Origin of the sequence: Nostoc sp. (assembly GCF_036917415.1) — a bacterium.
GTDB lineage: Bacteria > Cyanobacteriota > Cyanobacteriia > Cyanobacteriales > Nostocaceae > Nostoc.
Genome location: NZ_JBALDJ010000058.1, coordinates 16,802 through 32,179 on the forward strand (window position 1 = coordinate 16,802; position 15,378 = coordinate 32,179).

Below are 15,378 nucleotides of genomic sequence, written 5' to 3' on the forward strand. Positions count from 1 at the left end.
CTCCCGAACCCGTTGGCGCAGCCTCTCGTAGAGAAGGGCTTGTCGTAGCCATCGCTCTATTCGTCCACCCACAACAAAAGTTCTCGAAAGGCAGATTAAAAGCTAATTTTGGCTCTTTGTACTTTTAACTGCAAATGAAGGACTGATAAGGCTTCTGGAAAACTTTTCCGTCTAATGACATTACAAAATTAAATGTGTTGTAATGTATCAAAAATTCATGGGGATGCTAACGCCTAAAATAGCTGACTCTAAACTAATATTTACTTTATATAGCGTTTTCCAATAAAAGTGGGGTTAAGCTGTACCTCACCTGCATAAAGCACAGCTTTATCTCTCCTTTCCATGAATTGCCAGAGTGATTTCAATATTTACTTCACGTCACGCACCTGGGAACCGCTATAAACAACTGTTGACTAAAAAGTGAGGTTAACAAAATATATGGCTGCAAAGAAACTTTTGATGCTTGTTGGCGATTATGTAGAAGACTATGAAGTGATGGTTCCTTTTCAGGCGTTGCAAATGGTAGGACACACTGTCCATGCAGTTTGCCCCGATAAAAAAGCTGGCGATAAGGTGCGGACAGCAGTTCACGACTTTGAAGGAGATCAGACTTACAGTGAAAAACCCGGACACAATTTCACTTTAAATGCTACGTTTGCAGAAATAGAAGCCGCAACCTACGATGCCTTAGTCATTCCCGGAGGACGAGCACCAGAATATATCCGCTTGAATCAGCAGGTGCTAGAAATCACCCGTCACTTTGCCCAAACGAATAAACCGATTGCTGCCATCTGCCACGGCTTGCAGATATTGGCTGCTGCTGATGTACTGCAAGGTAAGAGATGTACTGGCTACCCTGCTTGTAGCCCAGATATCAAGAGTGCTGGAGGGATCTATGTTGATATCTCTGTCGATCGAGCAATAGTTGATGGTAACTTGGTGACAGCACCAGCTTGGCCTGCTCACCCGCATTGGCTAGCAGAATTCCTCACAGTACTTGGAACTAAGATTGAACACCCAGAACTAGCTACAGTTGTTTGAGGCAAGATACCGGAGATTTTTTGATTTAAGACTTCAGAAGAGTTTCTTTACCTACTCTCCAATCCAAAAGAGCTTAGTCAATTATCAGTGGCAAAAACAACTGACATTTAAGATGACGCTCCTACGTTGCTACCGCTTTTCTATGACAGGACTTACGCACAGGTCACGGAAAATCAAACCACAGAGAACGCAGAGAACACAGAGGAATAAGAGTTAGAGAGGTTTTTTGCGTAAGTCCTATATGAGACGGGATGCGTTCGCCTAGCGTTTTGTTCGTGCAGCATCTCGTACAGAATGAAAGGCGATAGCCTCTCCCTTTAGGAGAAAACCGTACTGGCTCACAACATACGACTGAAAATTATATATTTTTGAAATGAAACTAAATGCAGTAAAAAATACTATTTTTTAATAATTTGCAGTGGGTTTAATTTGCCGCTACGATGTCAAAAGTACAGCATCGAGACAATCTGATTTAGCCGCTTAACAAGCCAGTTTTAGGACAAACTCTCAGCAGATGGAATACTTCTTTACATGAGGTGAAACAATTTGAAATTTTGCATCAATAATTTTAAATTTCTTAGCAGGAAGTGAAGCTATAGTGGATTTAGCAATGCTGCTGCTAATGTGGCTAAGGTTAGTCCTGCTGCCAAATTATGTGAAGAATTAGTTTAGAAACGCACTTCTTATCGATGACAGGCAAAAACGCAAGACATAATGCATTTCTGCGGCTAGTGTCTGGTAATGGGGCAGCTATTGGAGCAGAATCTCGCTACTCGCTGCCCCCCAGTAAAGAGATGGTAATTGGACGCGACCCCAGCTGCCAAGTTGTCTTGGATGCCATGATGTACCGAATGGTATCTCGTCGTCATGCAGTGGTTCGTCCCCTCTCTCTATCCCCAGATAGCAAATTTAGTTGGGTGCTTTGTGACTTGAATAGTGCTAATGGCACTTACTTGAATGGACAACGCTTGTATGAATGTCAGGAATTGCACCCAGGCGATCGCATTTCTCTAGGTGCTGATGGGCCGCAATACATTTTTGAGTATGAGTATACCTCACTGACTCCGGCGACGACAGTGAACCAAGTTACACCACTGCCTTCGGCGACGAACTACCACAACCACACGCAATTAAAGCAGCCAGATTCTGTTAGCTTCACCCAGCTTTTTCCGATTATTTCCACTGGTAAAGATTTAACTAGTAAAGCTTACCTCGTACCGGGAATACTGACCGTAATTTTTGTGGTACTGATGTTCGCTACAGTCGGTCGGCCCCAAGCTAATCAAGTGATTGTAGCAAGTTACATCGCCTTCGCTGCCTACTATTTTGTTTACCAACTTTGCGGTAAACAAAAGCCTTGGTGGGTGCTAATGGCTACGTCATTGGGTACAATCCTGATTTTGCTCAGTCCGCTGTTGGATCTATTTATCTTCGTATTTCGCGGCATCCTGCCTGGAAGCTTGCCCACACCCCAAGAATCTATCACCTTCACAGAGTTACTCGTGCGGATGTTTTTTGGCGCTGGGTTGATGGAGGAATCACTCAAGGCATTACCTGTACTAATGGCCTTTGCCATCGGTAGAATGTTGTCTTCACCTTGGCGAGAACGTATCGGCATCTGGGAACCTCTAGATGGTATTCTCCTAGGAACGGCTTCTGCTGTGGGCTTCACTCTCTTGGAAACCCTCGGTCAGTATGTGCCAGATATCACTCAAAATGTCACGCAACAGGTGGGTATAGGGGCTGCTGGTCAACTGGCAGGTTTACAACTGCTAATTCCGCGAATTTTAGGCTCTGTAGCCGGACACATGGCTTATAGTGGCTACCTGGGTTATTTTATCGGGTTGGCTGTCCTCAAACCTAGTAGAAGTTGGCAAATTCTGTCTATTGGTTATCTGAGTGCCTCTGCGCTCCACGCTCTTTGGAATGCTACAGGCTCAATCAATGCCTTACTGTTGGTAGTTGTTGGAGTGTTATCTTACGCGTTTTTGATGGCGGCAATTCTCAAGGCACGGGCGCTTTCACCAACGCGATCGCAAAATTTTGCTACCCGATTTCTTGGGCCAAAATAGAGGAAGCAGGGGAGCAGGGGAAGCAGGGGAAGCAGGGGGAGCAGGGGAAGCAGGGGGAGCAGGGGAAGCAGGGGAAGCAGGGGGAGCAGGGGGAGCAGGGGAAGCAGGGGGAGCAGGGGAAGCAGGGGAAGCAGGGGGAGCAGGGGGAGCAGGGGAAGCAGGGGGAGCAGGGGGAGCAGGGGAAGCAGGAGAGAAAATAATTCCTGACAAATGACAAATGACAAATGACAAATGACAAATGACAAATGACAAATAACCAATGACCAATGCTTGAATATTTACCTCTTGGGATAGATGGCCTAATTAGAAAATCAGCGTATTGTTAAATTATTATGGGGTAAATATACTTATAAAATTAAAAATCATTAAACTTTTTCTTGCATAAAGTCTTGATTTTCGACTCTATATCTTTGCGTAAGGGAAACCAAAATCTTTGCAAAAGACATCTCTAAATAGAGTGAATGCAAAGCGCGGGTTACACGAACACAACGCATAATGAAAACTTTTCCTACTCCCTAGTCCCCATTCACCATTCATAGTTCAGGTTGAGACTTGTTAAGTTCAGTAAAAGCATAAGAAGCGATCGCTAAACTAACCTTTGCTTTCTCTACTTCTGATAAAGCTGTCCACTCGCTGTTTTGAAGATTACTGAGTGCAGATACCGCGTTTTGAGATTCGCTACTGCGCATAGAATAAGCAAAAGGACGAGCCAAAACGATCAGATCCTCTGTTCCCCAAGTTGGTAGTACTGTCTGAACGCACTCAACAAGTTGCTCGCTGATTAATTGGCGAGCCGCAAATATCTCAGCAGCTTTGGTGGCGATGGTGTTGAGCAATATTTGGGGGACACAGGCGGAAAAATTAGTACGTAATGTTTCTTGAAGATTAAGTACTACTGACTGTTGTCGGCTATCATTATGGTCAGGTGTAGAAGTAATACTAGACCAAAGTGTATCTAGATGTCCGTAAAAATCTTGCGATCGCTTCATCAGTTCTTCATCAAGCAAATCTTGCATTCCGAACTGTTGTTCTAGTTCTTGAAAATAAGCTTCTGATTCATCATCAGCTGGATTCCAGGGGTAGTTAGCATCCTCTGGTTCTAATAATGCTTCTAATAACTCTAAATTTACTTGAGATGGCAAAGATGAAAAAGTGTCTGAGCCGTTAATTTTATGAGCCATATTTTCTTACCTGATGATTATTTGGTGGTATTGACAGCTACAAGTTCTAAGAGGAGATTTCCGCAAAAACTGTTGATTTTTTTTCTCCAAAAAAAACAGATTTTAAAAGCTGATGCTAAAGATTCAAATCCAAAGCTTTGCTAAAATCTTCAATAACAAACTCCCAGGTTTCACCTCTAGCACTTCCAAACTTTAACTGCATTCCCGATTTCAAAGGGACTTCCTCTCGGAGGATTTGTTGCCAGCCATTAGGGCCTAAAAACCAGGTTGTCCCGTAGGTGGAAAAATCTTGCAAGTAATAAGTTCGCATCAGTGTAGCATCAGTAAGAGTGTTGCGGCAGAAGATTTCGGCGTGGCGTTTGGATACAGATGGTTCGGGGATGACGATATCATTATCTTTCGTGCGGCCGATGCGGGTAACTCCATAACGCAGTAACCAGGTTTTACCTTTTGGAGTGAGCGATCGCAAAGAAGCAGTTGGAAGCGAGGAACCGACATCAGGAATGGCTGTATCTGGTAGTTCCGTAATACCTTCATCCAGATTCTTAATGAGTTCGCCATTAAAATCTGGATGCAGGTAGAGAACAGGCAAAGTCCAAGCAGGTTGATTAAATTTATACAGTGTTAACAACTCTTGCCTAGCCTGTGCTACGGCTTCATCAATTGGCTTGTGCGATCGCAAAGCTTCGGTAAAAGCTTGAATAAAACTGTGGCTTTCGTGGTCAGCGATTTCATCGCGCATCCCCAAAACCGCAGGTACACCATGACGAATCAGTACTTCTGCTAAACTACTGGCAGGGATAGCTTGATGATTGATCGCGGCTGGTTGTGCACCCCAACAGGCGTTGAAAACCGCTAGTTTCACACCTGTACGAGTCAATACTTGCGCCAATTCTATGCCATTAAGGGGCATATCTGGTCGCAAAAACAGTAACCCTCCATCTGGGTCTGGCAAACCATGTCCAGCGTAAAAGAAAACATTGTATTCTTTAGTTTCTAATTCATCAATCAACTGTTGTGGAGTTGGTTGAATGAGTTGATTCACGACACAAGGTGCATATCTTTGGGCATTACCAGGCGTCTCTGCAAGAGCTTGCTGTAAGATAGCGGCTTCTTGTTCTAGTTGCAGCTTGCGATCGTGACCTAAAACCAGCAGGATACTTAAAGCTTGGTCAGTTCGCAAATACGGTAATGCGTCAACTTCGGTGGTGGTGCGACTAAATAGCAAATCTTGCGACAGAGACATCGCCGATTGACCAGGCTTGCGCTGCATAATTTCCCAAGGGAAAGCGATCAGATCCGGGTCGCGAATTTCTAGTTGAAAGCGCAAACGTGTATGCTCACCCATAGCCATACCGTGACTGCGTTCTAGACTACCAAGAATTTGCTCGTCGAAGACCCAGCGCCATAAATTCATTCCTAAGTGTTGCATCAGACGACTGCTGTAGGGGCCAGTAGTTTGACCGGAAGGGGGTGAAATCCAATCTATGGGGAATGGGTTGACCTTTTGAGATGTTGAGTTTGGGGAAATATCTAGGCGACCATGACCAGCAAACATCTGCTGCCATTCTTGCCAGACTTGGGTGAGTTCAACAGGCCATACACAGTCACGTAAAACGTAGCCACTGGGATACGGAGCCTTGACCACCCAAATGGCGAAGTTGTCAGTGCCAGTATTTACGAGACGGGCGATCGCCAAATTCAGGGATTGCATGGATTCATTAAACTAAAAGCTAAAAACAATTGAAGGAGGCAGGAGGCAGGAGGCAGGAGGCAGGGGGCAGGGGGCAGGGGGCAGGAGGCAGGAGGCAGGAGGCAGGGGGCAGGAGGCAGGAGGCAGGAGGCAGGGGGCAGGGGGCAGGGGGCAGGGGGCAGGGGGCAGGAGGAAAACTTTCCTATGTTCGCACAGCGTCTCGCAGAGAAGGGAAGAGGTTTGAGTAATGACGTATCTTTTCTCGTGCTATGCATCTCGAAAAGAATGTTTCTAACTTTTTGCCCACAAGGGACAAGGTTTGTACTTTTCTTCTTTTTTCCTTTCTTCTCCCTCCTGCCTCCTGCCCCCTGTCTTTCTTGATAATTTCAAATAACAATTCTCCAAGGTGAAAATTTTCTACTTTTTTGACCTTGTAAGTTTTTTACTCTGATTGTTACCTGTTATTATTCCAGGTTTTTACCAGTTTATCGAGTATTTGATTAAGTTGGACTGGTGTCAGATGGTTCGGTAACTGGCGGTTGCGTGACAGTTCTACATGGATTTGGTGCGTCTGATTGTAAAACAACGCCAAAACGGTTGAGTTGGGAGGAGTTTAGCAATACTGTTCCTGGCAAAGGTTTTGAATTTGGTGGAACTGAGGTAGTTACAGTGGGGTTATTAGGATTAGCTGGAGTTTGGGTACTTTTATTATTGGTACAGACTCGCATAGACACCAAAAAACTGCCAGAAGGAGGATTTGGATTTGATTTTTTCTCAATAACTTCTAAAAAAGCGCCACGGGGAAGTGATTGGTTGTTTCCCAAGGAGATGTCATTATTAGTTTTAATTACCCAACCAGGAGAAAGATTAGCTAGCGATCGCGGTGTAGGTGTCGCTTCGATGGTAGGATTTTGAGTTTGTAATGGATTGGAAAAAATTGGAGAAGCCCCTGATGGCGATCGCAGTTGCTTGACAAACAATCCTAAAAAACCTGCTGCGACCACAAATAATAATGGAACTATCCACTGTAGAGGGAATTGACGAGTTCTAGCAGGCTCAGTGTCTGGAATCACCTGAGTTTTGTGGTTTGGGCTGCCTAAAACTGTCGCATCTGTCGCCCTGGATGCTAAATCAACAGTTTTGGCAGAATAACTCTGTGGAATCACTGCTTGGATGGTGATTTCTGGTTCCCAATATTGGACTTGATAGTGAACTAAAGCGACGGTGACATTATCGTGTCCATTTTTAGTATTAGCAATTTCGACTAATCTATCGGCAACAGTTGCTATATTTGCTTCCCCAGCTAAAATCGGCAAAATTTCTGTTTCCCAGTACTCCTCCACCCGATCAAAGTCACTCAAACCATCAGATGTGAGCAGAAAAACAGCATCTTCATCGAGCATAAACCGTCCCGATGTGGGATGCAATGAAGTACTAGAACCCATCCCCAAAGCTTGGACGAGAGAGCCAGCCGCACTCTGTTGCACTGCCTCGCGGTAAATGGCATAACCTAGTCGCACTTCGCGGGAGGCGACATCATCATCGAGGGTAACTTGATAACAGCCGTGGCGTGTAATCCAGTAAGCACGACTATCGCCGACGTGAGTAATGTACATTTCATGAGCAACAGGCAATGCCATGACTAAAGTCGTGCCCATACGTTGACGCCCTTGGCGATTTTCACCATCATTGCGCTGACTGATTTTGTCATTAGCCATTGCCACTGCCTTATCTAGGTCATTCAGCAGCAATGAAGGGTCTATATGGTCGTAAGGAACCTTTGTTAGTTGGTGTACCTGCTGCTGGATCGTTTCAATGGCTAAATTTGAGGCGACATTGCCGCCCTCATGTCCACCGATGCCATCACAGACAATTGCTAAAGCTGTTGGCTGGGGTGGTTTGCTCACCAGAGTTCCACTTGGGGGGCTACAGGCATCTTCATTACGTTGACGACTTGGCCCGGTGTCGGTTTTGGTGATAATTTGGATCGTGGGTGTTTGCGATCGCCCTAACCCAGCCAGTCCCCGATCTAAAACTCCGACTAATTGATCGGTTGAATTAATCTCTCCCTGAATTAAAGAGAGGCTAACGCGATCGACAAATTCCGCGATCGCTGGTTTGGCAGTGCTGACCAACTGTTGCCAAAATTCACCTAATTGGGGCAATTCTGGTGATGTGGCGCTATCAAAACGCAATTCCAACAAACGTACTAACGATCCTTCTACCCGTAATACATTAGAGTCAAGTAAGCTAGAGGCGACACCTTCACTCACAAGCGGTTGCCACAGATGAGCTATTTGCCATAACCAATTTAGTTGGCGCATTGATGTTGCATTACGCCAAGCAGTGGTTAACTGGCTGCCCAAATGTACTTGTTGGATAGTATCATCTATTAATAGCGGCGGTTTTTCTAAGAGTAATATTTCTCGGTGGGAAGACCCATCAGCAACAAAAAGCACTCCATATACCTGCGGTACGTGTAAACGGTAGGGAATCAATCTCAGGTAGGCTTTTAGTGGCTGCAAATTATCTAACTCAGGCGTTAGCGCTAATAAACCAGGTTTCGTATCTAAAAGAACAAATTTCTCAAGGATTAAATAGCGATCGGCTAATATTTCTCCAGGGCTACCCACACTTGGGCTATCTACCACAGCCCAGAGATAATTTTTGGGTAGGGGCGTGGAACATCGCTGGCAAAACTTGTGAGTCAGGGGGTTGGCAGCCTGACAATTTTCGTTTGGACAGTAGAGCGTTGCCGCGTCATTTTCCATAGTTTTCGCACCGATCAGCGATTGGCAATTTCTTTAATAGCATTAGTCGGGACAATCTAGACCGCTCATCTTTCTTAAACTTGACATACCCAGACTTTAGATGATGATTTTAGCTGGCGGATATCAGCAGGTGCTAATACTTCTTATCCGATCCAAAAAATACGCTCCTAACTCAACCCTACAGCCTAATCATAGCTTCTATTGCCCTGTGACTCTCCATCAATAAAGCAACTAACTCCAACCCTGTCACCACAGCATAACCCAAGCATAACTGCGCGATTTGTTTTTGCTAAATTACCCCATCATTAACAGGCAGAGAATATTGGTATTTATTTAGTTTATAAGTAGGATAGCAAGAATTAACTTTAATTTAATAATTAACAATAGCAAATATTAATTTTGGCAAAAGTACCTGATAAATGCAGTAACTCTAAAAATCTCTTTCGGACTGCTGTTGGTGGCAGGGGGGTTAGCCTGTGCTGAGTTAAGAAGTAAACTTACAGCAGATTCAACAGGCGTGAGGTACAGATAATCGTAGGGGCACAACATATTGTGCCCCTACCTGTGTACTTCATTTACCTGAAATACGCTGGATGAATTTTTCCACTCTCAGCCAAGACACTTTTAACTCAGCACTCTTTATACAGAAGGGTTCAGCCAGCCTGCTACCAAGTCATTGGCTTATTGTTTGTCGTCAATGGCAACTTGAGGGACTCCCAAGCTGTAGTTAGTAACACGGGCAGAAAGATTGTAGCTGACTTCGCCGAGTTGCAGAAGCGATCGCAGATAATGCTCTAAATCTGACCCCACACGGCGCAAGTTATAGTCTGTGAGGTCTGCGCCACTAGATGCTTCTACTAGTTCATCAAATTTTCGATAAATTTTTTGCAGTGCATCTTCATTCCAATTAAATTCGTTATCTGGGTCAACATCTAAGGTTAAAACTTGTTGACTAGGAACTAAATCGCCATCCCGGTCAATTTCACCTGCAAAAATGCGGATATGCCGGGTTGTGGACTTGAGCAGCATCGGATTATCCATAAAAAGGTGTAAGATTTGCGTGGATTACATTGGAATTATTGTAGACGTTATATCCGAGCTTGAATGCTCTCAATTTAAAAGCTGTGAATGCTGTTTTAAAAGGGTATATTGAATGGGCATAAGTAAAAATATCACCTTTACTGATGAGTTTGCTACTTCTGTTATGAGTTGAAGATATATTTAACTGCTAGTACTGACAGTAGTCGAATTATTTTTCTGTAAAAATTAATTGTTAGAGTATTTTCATCTAATCTACGGATCTGACTTACTGCTAAGATTTTTGGACTCAATCAAGCCCAAAAGACAGTAGAGCTAGCCACTCAGCAGGAATAATTTGATCTGTGTACTTTTTTTCTGGAGAACAAAAGTTTTGACATTAATAATTATGCCGATCAATTTATCCTGAATTTTCTATCGCAAAAAACGTACATCAAGTAATTTCACGCAATAGCGCTACATCGACTGCTAGCTTTAATAAACTCAAAAAAAATCAGCGGTTTTACTTACGTATAAACACCAAAACTAAAGTAACAAGTTAAACTATTGTTGACGTTAACATAAAGTTGATGTAAAAACCTTTAAAAAGGTTGAACAACTTCTTACAGAAACTTTATTGTGTAGAATCTTAAAAACTGAATAATAGTTATGGCTTACCATAAGCTACATCTGGCACAGAAACCTCAAAATCTAGACACTGAAAATTTAGCTTGAAAATACACCAAAGGAGAGTGAAATGGAATACAAAGGTGATTGATGAAGAAAAATTCTTAATTCAAGCACTTTGGATTTAAAAGAGATATAAAGAATTTTTGCTGGACATCTACCTCCTTGCCCTCATGACAACCAAGTAAAGGAATCTCAATAGCTATGAACTCCAAAGCATTACCACGCCAGATAAATAATCTCGAAGTAGGTGTTTATGAGTGTGAAATACATCTCAAATTCCGGTTGATTGAGGAAAAGAGTCTATTGAGCGATCGCGAGCAACTTTTACAGGTGCTACTTGATGCTTTAACCGAAGGTTCTGATGACTTTCTCGAAACGCTACAAGCGTCTGTTAAAGCCCAGGAAGTGTCTGAGTTTAAAGCCTCGCCTCAAATGCGGCGTCAGCTAATGCGCCTGCGTAATGTCGCGGAAAATTCTCCAACCTAAATGTGTAAATTGAGTAGTGAAAAACGTGAATTGGGCATCAAATTAAATGTTGATCCCATACCCCCGTTACCATAAAAACTAAGCAGCCAGTAGATTTCATAAAATATTTTGATTTCTACTTTGTGAAAGTCATATTTAGCAGCACAAAGTCCCAGGATCAGTTTCCGCTATTAAAAACTTTGTAGCAAAGGGTACTGGTAGAATCTGAAAGCAAATTCAGCCGGGTGCATTTTACCGAGTTTTTATCAAAACATTGCAGAATAATAAAACCCTGTGTCTTTACAGATGGGGAATTGGACAACAGCCGCAAATCAAATGAAAACCTAAAAGATCAAAGTAAAAATAAATAACCTTTCTTTTAGCTTTTTGCTGAAGCTAAGTGCCTGATTTGCTGAAATACTTATGTTTTATCTATTACTGGTAATAGGTCATGGTTTAGCAGCCAGTTACCTATAGCGGTTCTCAGTTGAGTGAGGTACACCCGTAGGGGCACGGCACTGCCCATACGTGTCAACTTCAGCCGAAAACTATATCAGACAGGCGTTTTGTAAATCCCTCACGCCCTCATCCCCTAACCCCTTCTCCCTTGGGAGAAGGGGAATTGAATGTCTAGCTCCCCTCTCTCTTGGGAGAGGGGCTGGGGGTGAGGGCAAAATGTTTTCACCAAGCGGGTTTAGCGTTAAGTTGACACCAATGGGCACTGCCGTGCCCTTACACTTCGCGATTAATCTTGTACCGCATCTGAATGGGAACCGCTATATTACCGATTACCGAGGATTAGGGGAGCAGGGGAAGCAGGAGAGAATAATAATTCCTGACAAATGACAAATGACAAATGACCAATGACCAATGACAAATGCCCAATAATGCCTATTTAGCAAGACCATGTTCTAGAGCAAAACGAACTAACTCTGTACGGCTATTGGTACCGGTTTTACTAAACAAACGGCTGACGTATTTTTCGACATTGCGGACGCTGGTTTCTAAGCGACGGGCGATTTCTTTGTTCATCAACCCTTCTGCGACCAAATTTAAAACACTTTGTTCTCTGGGAGTCAAATCAATTTTAAAAGGGGCTGGCGATTGGGAAATAGCATTTTTTTGAGTTAACAATGCTTTAATTTGGGCAATCTGATTGGCTAGTTCAGCAAGATCGGGGGTTTCAGCATCATCTCCCGTACTCGCAGCCTTAGCGGCGCGACGGGATAGCAAATTTTCGACTATAGCCACTAACTCGTCTGGATCGAAGGGTTTGGGTAGATAGGCATCAACACCAGCGTGATAGCCTTGAATGCGATCGCCTGTCATCCCTTTAGCAGTTAAAAATACTACCGGGAGTGCTTGAAAGCGGGGGTCTTCTCGTAGTTGCTTCAGGAACTGATAGCCATCTACTTGAGGCATCATCACATCGGAAATCACTAAGTCAGGTGTATTTAGCTGCATCCATTCCCAACCTTCTAGGGCGTTACTGGCGACTTGAACGCTGAAACCGCTCTCTTGCAAATAGTCTTTCACGGCTTCCCGTATCCCTGGTTCATCATCCACCAGTAACAATTGTGCTGACATTTAAAATTCCCTTGAGTTTTCCTTTTTCCAATTTAGCGAAAGTTGGTAGGCATTGAGCAACTTGAATTCACCTCTACCGCCCCCAAAGCTTTTAAAGTTGACATCTCTGCCTCCGTCAACCCTTTAACCTCTATAACGATCGCGCCTTCATCGGGACGGGCTGGCCGCAAAGTTTGCCGACATTCCCCTGTGCTAAGATCCCAACAGTTGATGTGACCTGCTGGATGGGGGTGACGGTAATGACCGACTCAATGGCGACGATGGTAACGATCGCCTCTACGGTCAATTCGGTAAAGACACCTTAAATGGCGGGTTGGGCAATGACCTTGTGGAAGGAGATGACAGTAATGACCTACTTTATGGCAACGACGGTAACGATATCAATATTACCAATTACGAATTTTTTAATAACCCTTACCATTGAGGATTTTCCCTAATTAATGCCTCTGCTGCCGAGCTATTTAACGGAACTGAGAAAAAATGCCCCTGGCCATATTGACAGTTTAACTTTCTTAGAAGTAATAGTTGCTCTTTTGTCTCTACCCCTTCGGCAAGCACATCCACACCTAGCTTGTGTGCCAAGGTGACAATTATCTCAATAATTTCTAAACTTTTACTATTAGTGCCCATCAGGCTGATAAAAGAACGGTCAATTTTCAACACACTAATCGGAAAGTTATAAAGACCGCCTAATGAGGAGTAGCCTGTACCAAAGTCATCAATTGATAACTCAATGCCCATCTCTCGAAGTTGTAAGATTGCAGCAGTTACCTTATCGCCATTTTCCACAATTGCGTTTTCAGTAATCTCTAGGATTAGAGTACTAGCATCAAGGCCAGTTGAGTGCAAAATTTGCTCAATCTGCTCTATCAAATCCGGCTGAGAAAATTGCTTGACGGTGAGATTAACACTAATTTTCTCTAGTAATTTAGAACGATGACATACCCGCCAAACTTGCATCTGGCGGCAGGCTTCATGCAAAGCCCATTTGCCAATGGAGAAAATTAGTCCAGTTTCCTCTGCTAGGGGAATAAAATCTGCTGGATTAAGCAGACCACGCTCTGGATGCTGCCAGCGCAATAGAGCCTCAAAACCTATAATAGAGCCACTAGTGAGTGAAACAATCGGTTGGTAATAAACCCGAAATTCTTTGCGTTCAATCGCTCGGCGCAAATCAGTCTCTAACTGTAATTTCGCTAGAGCATCAGCATACATATCTGAGTTGAATAATTCATAACGCGCTCTGCCTAGCACTTTGGCTCGGTACATTGCTGTATCTGCATCCCTCAACAGTTCTTCTGGGTGTTGATAGTCTACTGTCGAACTCAACGCGATGCCAATACTTGCCGTGATGAAGACTTCTTGTCCGTCAAGCTTAAAGGGTGATGCCAGTTCCTTTTGAATCCGTTCAGCTACTTTGATGGCGTCTGATACATCCTGGATTCCCTCAAGCAGGATTGTAAATTCGTCTCCCCCAAGCCGTGCCGCTGTATCTATGGAGCGTACACATATTTCTAGTCTACTTGCAATAGCAAGCAGCAATTGGTCTCCATTTAGATGTCCAAGACTGTCATTGATCAACTTAAACCGATCTAGGTCGATAAATAGCACAGCATATAGATAATCTGAATGCCGTTTTGAATAATTTATCGCATGTTTTAGGCGGTTCATAAATGCAATGCGGTTTGCCAGACCCGTCAATGCATCGTGAAAAGCAAGGTGCAGTAGTTGTGACTCGACTCTTTTACGTTCTGTAATTTCATTTAGCAATTTCTGATTTGCTTTTACCAGTTCTGCTGTCCGTTCCGCCACCCGTATTTCTAACTCACTGTAAGCTCTGTACAACATTTCTTCAGCCTGTTTGCGTTCACTGATATTGCACAGCAGCCAACGCCAGCCAAGGTGCTTCTCCTCAAGGTCATGTACTACAGACGCTTTCACCTTAGCAGGGAAAGGCGCCCCTCTCCGTGGCTGTAGGTGAATTTCCCAGTTCAGTATCTCCTGCAAATTGTTTATTTGAGAGTTAAAGGACTGGCGGTCTTGTTGAGCAATAAAAAGAATTAATGGTTTACCTACTAAATATTTTTGTTGGACACCGAGCAAAGTTGCTGCTACATGGTTAGCCTCTTGGATTATCCCGTTGGTATCAGTTACCAAGTAACCATCTGGAGCAAACTCGAACAAGTCTTGGTAACGCTGGCGCTCTCTCTCTACTGCCGCTCGTGTTACCTTTAACTCCTCGGAAGCTGTCAATAGTTCTTCCATTGCGGTGTTAAGTTCTTCGAAAGCCTCTGTTATCATCTCCTGTTGTGACTTCAGCTTAGTTCCATAGCATTTTAATAGTCCCTGTATCTGTGAGCATAATTTATCTATCTGTTGATTAAATCCATCCACTTTCATGTTGCTCAACTCACAAAACTATGAAGCGTAACTGTCAATGAAGAGAGCAGGAAAAGCAAACCCCATGCTTTCTTCAAGAATTCAGACGCTATTAAGCAGGCAAGGAGAGAAGGTTACTTGAAAGAGCGGATACTCTATAAATAAATATGACAGAACATGGTTTTTTGATTTACTAACTTCTCTCTCAATAATGAGGAAGCAATCAAATTTGTGTAGCCTCAATCAACTTTTAGCCCTATTTAGTGCCATAAGCTTGTCTAATAACGACCAAAGTGCTAAGTGGCAACAAGCCCTACTTACTGAAATTTTTATTTTCTTAAATACAAGCTACTAAAGTTAAAAGTTCATCAATAACAGCATATTTGCTTTACCTGCTTTTGAAAATACTTCTTAAGATACATTCGCTTTTGTGAGCTAAGGAAAGAATAAGGGTCTCATATCATGTTCGGTAAAAGACTTAT

13 protein-coding genes are annotated in these 15,378 nt (G+C 43.4%); 6 read left to right on the forward strand and 7 right to left on the reverse strand.

The genetic code is table 11. The features are described 5' to 3' along the window. Positions 1 to 438: 438 nt before the first annotated feature. From V7K41_RS11285 to V7K41_RS11295, 3 genes are all read left to right on the forward strand, one after another. A complete protein-coding gene (locus V7K41_RS11285; RefSeq protein WP_334848096.1) occupies positions 439 to 1,041 on the forward strand; it encodes a DJ-1/PfpI family protein in 603 nt (200 codons plus the stop codon). Positions 1,042 to 1,730: 689 nt separating this feature from the next. Next, entirely contained in the window at positions 1,731 to 3,113 is a 1,383-nt protein-coding gene (locus V7K41_RS11290; protein WP_334848098.1) for a PrsW family glutamic-type intramembrane protease, read from the forward strand. After that, positions 3,100 to 3,327 carry a hypothetical protein gene (locus tag V7K41_RS11295; RefSeq protein WP_334848100.1) on the forward strand — a complete coding sequence of 76 codons (228 nt, stop codon included), beginning with the start codon at positions 3,100 to 3,102 and terminating at the stop codon, positions 3,325 to 3,327. The genes V7K41_RS11290 and V7K41_RS11295 overlap by 14 nt, the downstream gene beginning before the upstream one ends. 319 nt (positions 3,328 to 3,646) lie before the next feature. On the opposite strand, the gene V7K41_RS11300 is transcribed toward V7K41_RS11295, so the two are convergent. The 4 genes from V7K41_RS11300 to V7K41_RS11315 all read right to left on the reverse strand — a co-directional run bounded on the left by V7K41_RS11300 (position 3,647) and on the right by V7K41_RS11315 (position 9,799). After that, complete coding sequence (locus V7K41_RS11300) at positions 3,647 to 4,294, reverse strand: hypothetical protein (RefSeq protein WP_334848102.1); 648 nt, start codon at positions 4,292 to 4,294, stop codon at positions 3,647 to 3,649. A 115-nt stretch (positions 4,295 to 4,409) separates the two neighbouring features. Continuing rightward, positions 4,410 to 6,008, reverse strand: coding sequence for a CHAT domain-containing protein (locus tag V7K41_RS11305; RefSeq protein WP_334848103.1), 1,599 nt, complete (start codon positions 6,006 to 6,008; stop codon positions 4,410 to 4,412). Between the two features lie 479 nt (positions 6,009 to 6,487). Continuing rightward, a complete protein-coding gene (locus V7K41_RS11310) occupies positions 6,488 to 8,758 on the reverse strand; it encodes a protein phosphatase 2C domain-containing protein (RefSeq protein ID WP_334848104.1) in 2,271 nt (756 codons plus the stop codon). 681 nt (positions 8,759 to 9,439) lie between these two features. Next, positions 9,440 to 9,799 (reverse strand): NAD(P)H-quinone oxidoreductase subunit M, encoded by a 360-nt coding sequence (locus V7K41_RS11315; RefSeq protein ID WP_334848106.1) that lies wholly within the window; start codon positions 9,797 to 9,799, stop codon positions 9,440 to 9,442. Between the two features lie 867 nt (positions 9,800 to 10,666). Between V7K41_RS11315 and V7K41_RS11320 the strand changes: the two genes are divergently transcribed. Next, positions 10,667 to 10,951 (forward strand): Npun_R1517 family heterocyst differentiation transcriptional regulator, encoded by a 285-nt coding sequence (locus tag V7K41_RS11320; protein ID WP_094350942.1) that lies wholly within the window; start codon positions 10,667 to 10,669, stop codon positions 10,949 to 10,951. 654 nt (positions 10,952 to 11,605) lie between these two features. After that, positions 11,606 to 11,776 carry a hypothetical protein gene (locus tag V7K41_RS11325; RefSeq protein WP_334848108.1) on the forward strand — a complete coding sequence of 57 codons (171 nt, stop codon included), beginning with the start codon at positions 11,606 to 11,608 and terminating at the stop codon, positions 11,774 to 11,776. 45 nt (positions 11,777 to 11,821) lie between these two features. Here V7K41_RS11325 and V7K41_RS11330 read toward each other — a convergent pair whose 3' ends face one another. Continuing rightward, positions 11,822 to 12,517: a response regulator transcription factor gene (locus V7K41_RS11330; RefSeq protein ID WP_334848109.1), complete on the reverse strand. Its 696-nt coding sequence runs from the start codon at positions 12,515 to 12,517 to the stop codon at positions 11,822 to 11,824. A gap of 32 nt (positions 12,518 to 12,549) precedes the next feature. Beyond that, positions 12,550 to 12,687: a hypothetical protein gene (locus V7K41_RS11335; RefSeq protein ID WP_334848111.1), complete on the reverse strand. Its 138-nt coding sequence runs from the start codon at positions 12,685 to 12,687 to the stop codon at positions 12,550 to 12,552. Between the two features lie 50 nt (positions 12,688 to 12,737). Between V7K41_RS11335 and V7K41_RS32840 the strand changes: the two genes are divergently transcribed. Further along, entirely contained in the window at positions 12,738 to 12,941 is a 204-nt protein-coding gene (locus V7K41_RS32840) for a calcium-binding protein (protein WP_442943170.1), read from the forward strand. Here the strand turns inward: V7K41_RS32840 and V7K41_RS11340 are convergent. Then, complete coding sequence (locus V7K41_RS11340) at positions 12,932 to 14,782, reverse strand: putative bifunctional diguanylate cyclase/phosphodiesterase (RefSeq protein WP_334848112.1); 1,851 nt, start codon at positions 14,780 to 14,782, stop codon at positions 12,932 to 12,934. The genes V7K41_RS32840 and V7K41_RS11340 overlap by 10 nt on opposite strands. Positions 14,783 to 15,378: the final 596 nt, after the last annotated feature.

Bases quoted from the DNA above. Each gene is read 5' to 3' on its own strand.
- V7K41_RS11285 (WP_334848096.1), top strand. From the start codon at position 439: ATGGCTGCAAAGAAACTTTTGATGCTTGTTGGCGATTATGTAGAAGAC.
- V7K41_RS11290 (WP_334848098.1), top strand. From the start codon at position 1,731: ATGACAGGCAAAAACGCAAGACATAATGCATTTCTGCGGCTAGTGTCT.
- V7K41_RS11300 (WP_334848102.1), bottom strand. From the start codon at position 4,294: ATGGCTCATAAAATTAACGGCTCAGACACTTTTTCATCTTTGCCATCT.
- V7K41_RS11305 (WP_334848103.1), bottom strand. From the start codon at position 6,008: ATGCAATCCCTGAATTTGGCGATCGCCCGTCTCGTAAATACTGGCACT.
- V7K41_RS11310 (WP_334848104.1), bottom strand. From the start codon at position 8,758: ATGGAAAATGACGCGGCAACGCTCTACTGTCCAAACGAAAATTGTCAG.
- V7K41_RS11315 (WP_334848106.1), bottom strand. From the start codon at position 9,799: ATGGATAATCCGATGCTGCTCAAGTCCACAACCCGGCATATCCGCATT.
- V7K41_RS11320 (WP_094350942.1), top strand. From the start codon at position 10,667: ATGAACTCCAAAGCATTACCACGCCAGATAAATAATCTCGAAGTAGGT.
- V7K41_RS11325 (WP_334848108.1), top strand. From the start codon at position 11,606: ATGTTTTCACCAAGCGGGTTTAGCGTTAAGTTGACACCAATGGGCACT.
- V7K41_RS11330 (WP_334848109.1), bottom strand. From the start codon at position 12,517: ATGTCAGCACAATTGTTACTGGTGGATGATGAACCAGGGATACGGGAA.
- V7K41_RS11340 (WP_334848112.1), bottom strand. From the start codon at position 14,782: ATGGAAGAACTATTGACAGCTTCCGAGGAGTTAAAGGTAACACGAGCG.